The sequence below is a fragment of the Paenibacillus sp. Marseille-Q9583 genome, assembly GCF_976954365.1.
In genome coordinates this window covers 1-8,003 of the sequence record NZ_CDRJTB010000120.1, presented here as the reverse complement: position 1 = coordinate 8,003, position 8,003 = coordinate 1, and the positions used below count along the sequence as shown (strand labels likewise).

Below are 8,003 nucleotides of genomic sequence, written 5' to 3'. Positions count from 1 at the left end.
TTTATAATAATTCTAATATGATAATCGTTGTCAGTCGCTAAATGTTCATAAATTATCATACTTATGAACTAGTATGGGTCAGTTTACATGTTTTATGTAGGGTAATTTCTACAATTCGAAGTCATCTGCTATTAGATTGATAATATTTAAGGATTCTCTCGCTACCTTTGGGTTAGAATATCGATTTCCATTATATGTGATTAATGCTTTCCATAAAGCCCATCCTCTTGCTCTATTCCAGGTCTCTTCATCCATCTGTAATACATCCTTGAATACCTTTCTACTATCCTCATCAAAAAAGGTCCAAGCCATTGCCGCATCACACGCAGGATCGCCAACACCCAAAATTCCGAAATCGATGACCGCTGATAACTTTCCATCTTGAACTAGTAAATTCCCTGGTGCGATATCTCCATGAACCCAAACCGGTTTGGAATTCCATTTAGAAGCTAATGCCAATTCCCAAATTTCTCTCAATAGATCTTCGTTAAAAATATCTTTATTATGCTCTATCGCATGTCTAGACTCTTCATCATATACCGCTAAAGATCCACCTCTATAGAAATTATGTTCTCCCGCTAAGGGTCCCCCACTAGCATCAATAGATTGTAATTCTATTAAAAATGCTCCCAAATCTCTTGCAAACTGGTTAAGATCATTAATATTTTGGTACGTTAATGTCTCCCCCTCTACCCACTTATTGATAGACCACGGCAATGGATATTCTTCGTTAGGCTTCCCTTTGACTAATGGTATTTGAATAGGTAACGTGAGTTCTTTACTTAATATGGGCAACCATAGTTGCTCTTTCTCTACTTGTGGAGCATAAGCTGCTGCACTTGGTAACCTCACGCTCATATGCTCACCTAAATGAAACGTTCGATTATCATTCCCGCTGAATTTTACTGGTCTAATCTCTAAATCGGACCACGCGGGAAATTGTTCATTAATTAATCTTGCAACTAAATCGACGGTAATTGTATTCAATATATATCTCTCCAAACAAAAGTTATTTGTCACCTATCATAAAAAATATCGCTGAACAGCCCATATTCAACTTTGTCATTATTGTAAAATACTTCCGTATATTTGTTTGTGACATAAGCTATCGTTAGTATTTACATATTAGATATACAGTAAAGATAATTTATATAGCCCAAGTTCTACTCAAAGGAGAATTCAGCTTATGAAAATTGATAGTCTTATCGGTGAAATCAAGCGAGCCTATCAAATAAACATAGAGAATATCGAACTTCATCGAGAGATGATCGGCAAAGTATATTTCTTACAGACCCAAGAACAAAAGTATATGTTTAAAATATACCGTAACTTTAAATCGGGTGACGCCTTGCAGACGGTCCAGATCTTAGATTATTTAAAAGCAAATTCATATCCAGCAGTATCTGTGGTTAGAACTGTCGAAAATGATAGCCATATTATGCTTAGTAGTCAGGATGGTAGCTGCGTAGGTATATTATTCGATTATGTCGAGGGCGCAATGCCCCAGGTTAAGATTGAGGCAGAAAGCATCGGAAATCAGATTGCAGAACTCCATAACCTAATGAAACTATATCCCAATAAACTTATAAACAGGACGAAAGTTGATTACATCGATGGCTATATCTCCAATATGAGAGAACTCAATTTTGATCCAGAAAAAATTCTAGAACTTAAGCAATACGGTAATGAATTATGGGAACGCATCATTATGCTCCCCAAAAACTTTTGTCACGGTGACCTTCATACGGGAAATATGATCAGAAACGAGCATGGCGAATATGTTCTCTTTGACTTTGACGACGCTTCAGGTGATTATCCGAGTATGGATGTTGCATATATGTGTGATGATACCCATTTTAATGAATTTCATGAATCGATGTATGATCAAACCTTACGTTTATACGAACGCTTTTATAAAGGATATAGTAAAATACGCACACTGAGCGACAGGGAACTTCTTGCGATTTTCGATTTTATTGCGATCAGACATTTTCAAATTATTTCAAGAATAGTACAATGCCAAGGATTACAATGTATATCCAAAGAATTTTGCGATCAACAATATCACTGGCTTATGAAGTGGCAGGAAGTTTGTATTAAACATTGATACTTCTATTCGGTTCATAAATACCTCGCTAACATAAGTTTTACTAGCCATTTCCATAAGAGACATCTAATATTATGTTAGCTTTACTAGTGTCTGTATGCAAACTATGCAATTAGATCAGCCACAAAAGGGACAAGCTAAGCAAGTAGAAATCTTAATATGATTACAAGGAAGAAGGGTGTTCCTTAATGACTAATAGTAAAACGAATCCTAAGGTGGACGGATTTCTAAGGAAAGTAAAACAGTGGCAGAAAGAATACGAGACGTTGAGAAATATCGTTCTTGACTGTGAGTTGACCGAAGACTTTAAATGGATGCATCCTTGTTACACGTCTGAGAACAAAAACATAGTCTTAATCCATGGATTTAAAGAATATATTGCACTGCTATTTCATAAAGGTGTCTTATTAAAGGATACCCATGGAATTCTGATTCAACAAACGGAGAATGTACAAGCTGCACGCCAGATCCGGTTCACCAATGTTCAAGAAATCCTTGAAAAAGAAAGCATCATAAAAGAATATATTTATGAAGCCATCGAAGTTGAAAAAGCTGGTTTGGAAGTGGAATTCAAAAAGAATACAGATTACATCATTCCTGATGAGTTTCAAAATAAACTCGATGAAATCCCTGCCTTGAAAAATGCTTTTGAAGCCTTGACGCCTGGGCGGCAAAGAGCATACCTTCATCATTTTTCTGAACCCAAGCAATCCAAAACTCGAGTATCTAGGGTTGAAAAATGGATGCCGCAAATTCTGGATGGAAAAGGATTAAATGATTAAGTTGTATATGAAGAAGCAACCTTAGATCGGTGAACAATCCGAACTGAGGTTGCTTCTTCTCTTTTTACTAAAAGATTTTATACTACTTCAGGTAGGTTCCGGTTACTCCAATTCCACCGCTACCGTTCAATACATACACTCTAGCGTTTCCTTTTCCAGAGCATACCAGAGTGATTGTGCCGTTTGTAACGTTTTTGGTATCGCCAGTCACCGCATCCACGTAAGTTCCGTTCGGAATTCCGGTAAATGTCGCATTTCCTGAGATCGTAACTAACGCAAAGCTATCGATGCCTTTCGCGCTATCGGTATATCTTCTTTTAAATGCCAAATCACCGGATACATTCTCTGTGGAATACTGGCCTTTTTGCAAGGCTGGAACTGCTCTTCTAATTAAATTGAGTTGTCTAATATGTTTTGCCAAAGGATAGTTTAATGAATCGGCAAGTGTTCCAGTAGCATTCGTATACTTACCGTAGTCCTGTACAGTAACGCTACCCTCAATTTGATCGCCAAAGTAAGCACGCCCTGTTGAGCTAAGTGGTGCATTTGGTCCTACATCGATGACTGATCCTTTTTTAAACTCGATTTCAGAACCATAATAGATCGCAGGTATTCCCCGGAAAGTGAACATCAGCGAGAGATTCTCAGCCCAAGTGTCTTGTGTCCCAGCAAATCGTTGATTCTCTGGGGCTTGGTCAGGTGCATAGTCATGAGAGTCAACATAAGTTACATTCCAAGTAGCATCGTTATAGTACTGATCACCGCTCTTCATACTGAATGCTTCCTGTGCAGTCTTGAATGCCCAATGCATCGGGAAATCAATAACATCCATACCCGATTTCATTGAATAGTCAGGCGCGTGATAATTATTGCCTATTAAAAAAGCATTATTCGAGGTTGGCTGCCCTGCTGTAGTGGAGTTATCTGCCCACTCTTGTTCCACTGACAGCTTGTTGGAAGCGTAGTCATTTTGTCCATCACCCGGATAGGCTTTCGAGCTTTTCCATGTATAGAATGGAGTCGATATTGCCGGAATCCCACTATTCCATACATCTCTGTACCGAGTAGCCACTTCACCAAAGACAAAGAAGTTTGAGCCCCCTCTTGTTTTCCAAGCAGGAACAAAGTATTTGTTAAAAATATACCGACTTACATGCTTCACAGTATCGACCCGGAAAGCATCAACACCCATATCAATATACTGATTATAGCTGTCAATTAAATACTGATTCACTACAGGATTTTCCGTGTTCAAGTCCACGGCGTCTCCTGCAATCTGTCCTGTCTGTACGGTGTAAGATTCCCAGGAAAGACTTTTTTCGGTATGGTACATGTTATTATTGGTTTCCGCATTTTTCATGATTGCGAGTCTGGCCTGATATTGCTGATCAGGGGTCATCGTATCATAGTTAGCTGGCAGTTTATCCGTAATTTTAAGCATGTTATTTACGGTGTCCGCTGCAGTCGGATCTTTTTTGAACATAGGCAACAGATTCTCTTCCCCAAAATTACCGGTATGATTCACAACAACATCCTGAATAACCTTTATCCCTTTGGCATGAGCTGCATTAATCAATTCCTGATAAGAGGCTCCCGCCGATTCATACCTTGGATCTACTTTGGAAAAATTAATCGCATGGTAGCCGTGATAATCATACCCGCTGGCATTCTGCACCACTGGCGTAATCCAAATGGCACTGAATCCGAGCGCTTTGATGTAATCGAGCTTTTGAATCAGTCCCTTAAAGTCGCCTCTCCAAGCTGGGTCTGAATCTGGATTACCTGCCTTGGCATCCTCCCATGAATGCACATTGTTACTCGGATCACCATCATAGAATCGTGAAGTAATCACGAAATAAATGGTGTCTTCACGAAAATCGCCTTTATTTCCAATCGTATAGACAAAGCTTTGTTTCGTTTCATTTCCGGCACCATCAACCACTAGAAATTTCAGTATCGTCGTCTTATTAATAAGAATTGACGGTCCTGCGAGAGCAGTTAAAGCATTACCCGCGACATAGAGATTTGAACTGGTAGTTGGTTCAGTCCCATTATCTGTGTAATATGCGGTGGTCGTTGCTGCTTTGTTATCTTTTATATTAAAAGAGACGGTAACCGCAGAGCTTGAATTCCCAACAGGTAAATTCGCGGTTATCGTTGGGGCCTGCAGGTCGAGATTTAGGTCAATGACATAAGCAAAGGTGCCTACACTGCCTGCTTGACCGATGGAGTTTACACCAAAAGCCTTGATAGTCGTAGTAGAGACTACTTGGATTGGAGCCGTGTATAAGGTAGAAGATGTCGTTGGTGTCGACCCGTCTGTCGTATAGTAGATGTTATCGCCAGTATTGATACTGGAGAGCTTCACAGTTTGGGCAGAATCATATGTCTTCGGCGTAGGAGAGACTGAAATCACGGGGATCTTCGGAATTTCTGGATTAGCGTCATACCACACATTATCCGAGGAATACCAGCCCTCTTTTACACTGCGGGACAAATCGGCGGTCTGTTTGCCGTTGCCATCATTAAAGATAAGGCTTGTGCCGGTAGCGTTGGCAATAGTATAGCTGTACCAGTCGTTTCCGTCCGATTTCATCAGAATTCCTGGCCAAGCTCCGCTTGTTGGAACCGTTGTCGGACTCAGATTCCAGTAATGAATTCGGATCGTTGAGCTCCAGTTTGCTGGTTTCTTAAAATGAACCGTTAAGCCAGCCGAAGTTGGCGTTGGTGTAGGTGTTATGGTTGGTGTTGGCGTAGGAGTCACTGTTGGTGTTGCGGTTGGTGTTGATGTAGGCGTCACTGTTGGCGTTGGTGTCACGGTTGGTGTTGGTGTTACGGTTGGTGTTGCTGTGGCTGAAAGAGTTAGATAGTCGATATTGATATTCCCAGTATCATCCGAGTCATATTTGTAAGCGATCGTATTATTTCCTGCCTGTAAGGAGAGCGTTTCTGTTTGGTCATCCCATGCATCCCAGTTTGCCAAATTCGCTAAAGTGGACTGCTTTACCTTTGCTCCATTCACATAAATGGAAACTTGCTTGGCACTGCCAGTCGCATTGGCATAGCGAAGCGTGGCATTATAGGCGCCTGCAGCGGAAGATTGAACATTGAAGGTGGTTGTTGCTCCTACGGTTGTGTATCCATCAACAAAACCCGTACCGGTATATCCGGTGTGATTCGTATTTATTTTTGCGCCACCTGACAAGGCTGCACTCTCAGCTTCGTACTTCCCAGCAACCGGAATAACTACCGTCCAGTTCTTCCCTCCGTTGCTGTCCCAGCTATCCGTCGGGGCTGTGATGTGATAACAATAAATGAGTGTTGCACCCTCCTGAACATTGAGGTTGGCCGTAAACGTGGTCCCACTTTTAGACATGACTGTGTCCGTAGTATTCGTCCAATTATTCGTGGTCCAATGCAGTGTCACAGCAGATGCTGTGGTATTCGTATAGGAGACTGTATAATCAGTGCTGCTGGCTGAAGCCCCGCCGGATAAACCAAATAAACTAAAAATAAGCGAAAAAATGATCAACCAAGAAACAAAGCGCCTAGATTGTTTTCGTACCAATTAAATAACCTCCTCATTAATTTTAAGTGCAAATTACGTTGTGCAAACGTTTGCAAAAATGAGAAAAAAAGAAACAATTTTACTAATTCAATCTCCTCCTTCTTAGGAAATATGGAAAAACCTCATTGTATGCGTTTACAAATAGAACTATTGAGAAATCCTCAGGTTACAGATAGCTCCATATCTAATGAATTTTCCCTGTTTATGATTATAGGCTCCAACCTTTTCCGGGTCAATGCATCTTTAGGCTAAATATATAAAAATTCAATGGTTTAAATACATAAGTTCAATCGTTTTCATTCATCAGTTGTTCAAGGCACACTAAAATCTTAGACTACCGCTATTTATAGAATTTCCCATCAACTTATTATTTTGTATGCCCCTAAATTAAATCGTAGCTGATGAGGAAGCAGTTGCTTGGTCAGCTTTTACACAATCAATTGCGACAACGAACGCAATCATGATTGCCTCCATCTCCTCATCCAGTATTTGTACTTTGTAGCTATCGCCCCAAGTAAACCATTCCTTGTTCACTTTACCTATAACTACACCATGCTGTAAGACCTGAAAATCCATGTCCCACCAGTTACCATGTACCTCAATGTCAGCCGCATCAATCGTATAACGTGCTTTAAAGAAGGAAAATTCCTTCTTAATCGTTAACACCTCTCGACCATTTACCTCAACAAAAAACTTCGGTAAAAAACTAAATACCTTCTTCGTAATAAGTGCGACTTCATCTCTTGTTGTATTCATAATGGAGAAAGTCTTTGGTATTTGCATAAAACTGCCCTCTACATAATAGACATCCTGCTCCTGCTGATTCTTTACCGTAAATTTACCACTTAGACTGAATACCTTCTGCTTTATATAAAGTTGCTTCATTACAATGCCTCCTTCGATATAAGCATATTATTAAAGCGCAGAATTCATCATAGATATTAATAGAGATAGCCACCTAACCAAGAACTACCTTTCGTTAGCCTTCTCATTATTGAACTATCGTTCCCCGTTAGTTGAACGAATGATTCCATCATGTACTTTAGTCACCCATCCATGTTTTCAATGGTTCTAAAACTTCCGTTTATGATATGGAAGACCCTCGCCTTCTTCGCAATACTGTTTAAGACTGTACAAAAAAATAGCCCAGTTATAATTACATACGCGATAAAATGCGGTCACTTCCTCCCAATTCATCTGACGAAAAATGATTGAAGTCTTCCCGTTTTTTTCCTTCATATCAAAAGAAATTGTCGTACCTATCCATTCTGGATCTGAATCAACACACTGCCACAAAATCTTTTTATCGGTAACAAGCTCATCAACTCGCATCTTTGTTAGACCTTTGCCGCCGAATTGGAACTCATTTATACAACCGATCTGATCATTGACTATTAGTTCATTTGTCCATATTTCTGAAAGTCCTTTTGCAGTGGTTAATGCTTCATATACCGTTGAAGCTGGAACATTCACGGTCTGTAAGTGCTCGATATTTGCCATATTGCTCATTCCCCCTTTTTTATAAGGATTTTAATTTATGTAATTA

At 39.8% G+C, this 8,003-nt stretch carries 6 protein-coding genes; 2 read left to right on the top strand and 4 right to left on the bottom strand.

What is annotated here, in order from left to right:
* Positions 1-108: 108 nt before the first annotated feature.
* A complete protein-coding gene (locus ACWNM1_RS29685) occupies positions 109-987 on the bottom strand; it encodes an aminoglycoside phosphotransferase family protein (protein ID WP_449603792.1) in 879 nt (292 codons plus the stop codon).
* Positions 988-1,186: 199 nt separating this feature from the next.
* Between ACWNM1_RS29685 and ACWNM1_RS29680 the strand changes: the two genes are divergently transcribed.
* Both ACWNM1_RS29680 and ACWNM1_RS29675 read left to right on the top strand, forming a co-directional pair.
* Positions 1,187-2,107 carry a phosphotransferase enzyme family protein gene (locus tag ACWNM1_RS29680; protein WP_449603791.1) on the top strand — a complete coding sequence of 307 codons (921 nt, stop codon included), beginning with the start codon at positions 1,187-1,189 and terminating at the stop codon, positions 2,105-2,107.
* Between the two features lie 188 nt (positions 2,108-2,295).
* The gene (locus ACWNM1_RS29675) at positions 2,296-2,889 is read left to right on the top strand and encodes a YdeI/OmpD-associated family protein (RefSeq protein ID WP_449603790.1); all 594 of its coding nucleotides are present in this window, start codon (positions 2,296-2,298) and stop codon (positions 2,887-2,889) included.
* Positions 2,890-2,971: 82 nt separating this feature from the next.
* Here ACWNM1_RS29675 and ACWNM1_RS29670 read toward each other — a convergent pair whose 3' ends face one another.
* The 3 genes from ACWNM1_RS29670 to ACWNM1_RS29660 all read right to left on the bottom strand — a co-directional run bounded on the left by ACWNM1_RS29670 (position 2,972) and on the right by ACWNM1_RS29660 (position 7,957).
* On the bottom strand, positions 2,972-6,457 hold the full coding sequence (locus ACWNM1_RS29670; RefSeq protein ID WP_449603789.1) for an alpha-amylase family glycosyl hydrolase: 3,486 nt from the start codon (positions 6,455-6,457) through the stop codon (positions 2,972-2,974).
* A 387-nt stretch (positions 6,458-6,844) separates the two neighbouring features.
* Positions 6,845-7,342, bottom strand: coding sequence for an LURP-one-related/scramblase family protein (locus ACWNM1_RS29665; protein ID WP_449603788.1), 498 nt, complete (start codon positions 7,340-7,342; stop codon positions 6,845-6,847).
* Between the two features lie 186 nt (positions 7,343-7,528).
* Entirely contained in the window at positions 7,529-7,957 is a 429-nt protein-coding gene (locus ACWNM1_RS29660) for an SRPBCC family protein (protein WP_449603787.1), read from the bottom strand.
* Positions 7,958-8,003 lie beyond the last annotated feature (46 nt).

What these genes read in the sequence shown, in the direction of transcription:
- ACWNM1_RS29680 (WP_449603791.1), top strand. Translation starts at nt 1,187, where the DNA reads ATGAAAATTGATAGTCTTATCGGTGAAATCAAGCGAGCCTATCAAATA.
- ACWNM1_RS29660 (WP_449603787.1), bottom strand. Translation starts at nt 7,957, where the DNA reads ATGGCAAATATCGAGCACTTACAGACCGTGAATGTTCCAGCTTCAACG.
- ACWNM1_RS29675 (WP_449603790.1), top strand. Translation starts at nt 2,296, where the DNA reads ATGACTAATAGTAAAACGAATCCTAAGGTGGACGGATTTCTAAGGAAA.
- ACWNM1_RS29665 (WP_449603788.1), bottom strand. Translation starts at nt 7,342, where the DNA reads ATGAAGCAACTTTATATAAAGCAGAAGGTATTCAGTCTAAGTGGTAAA.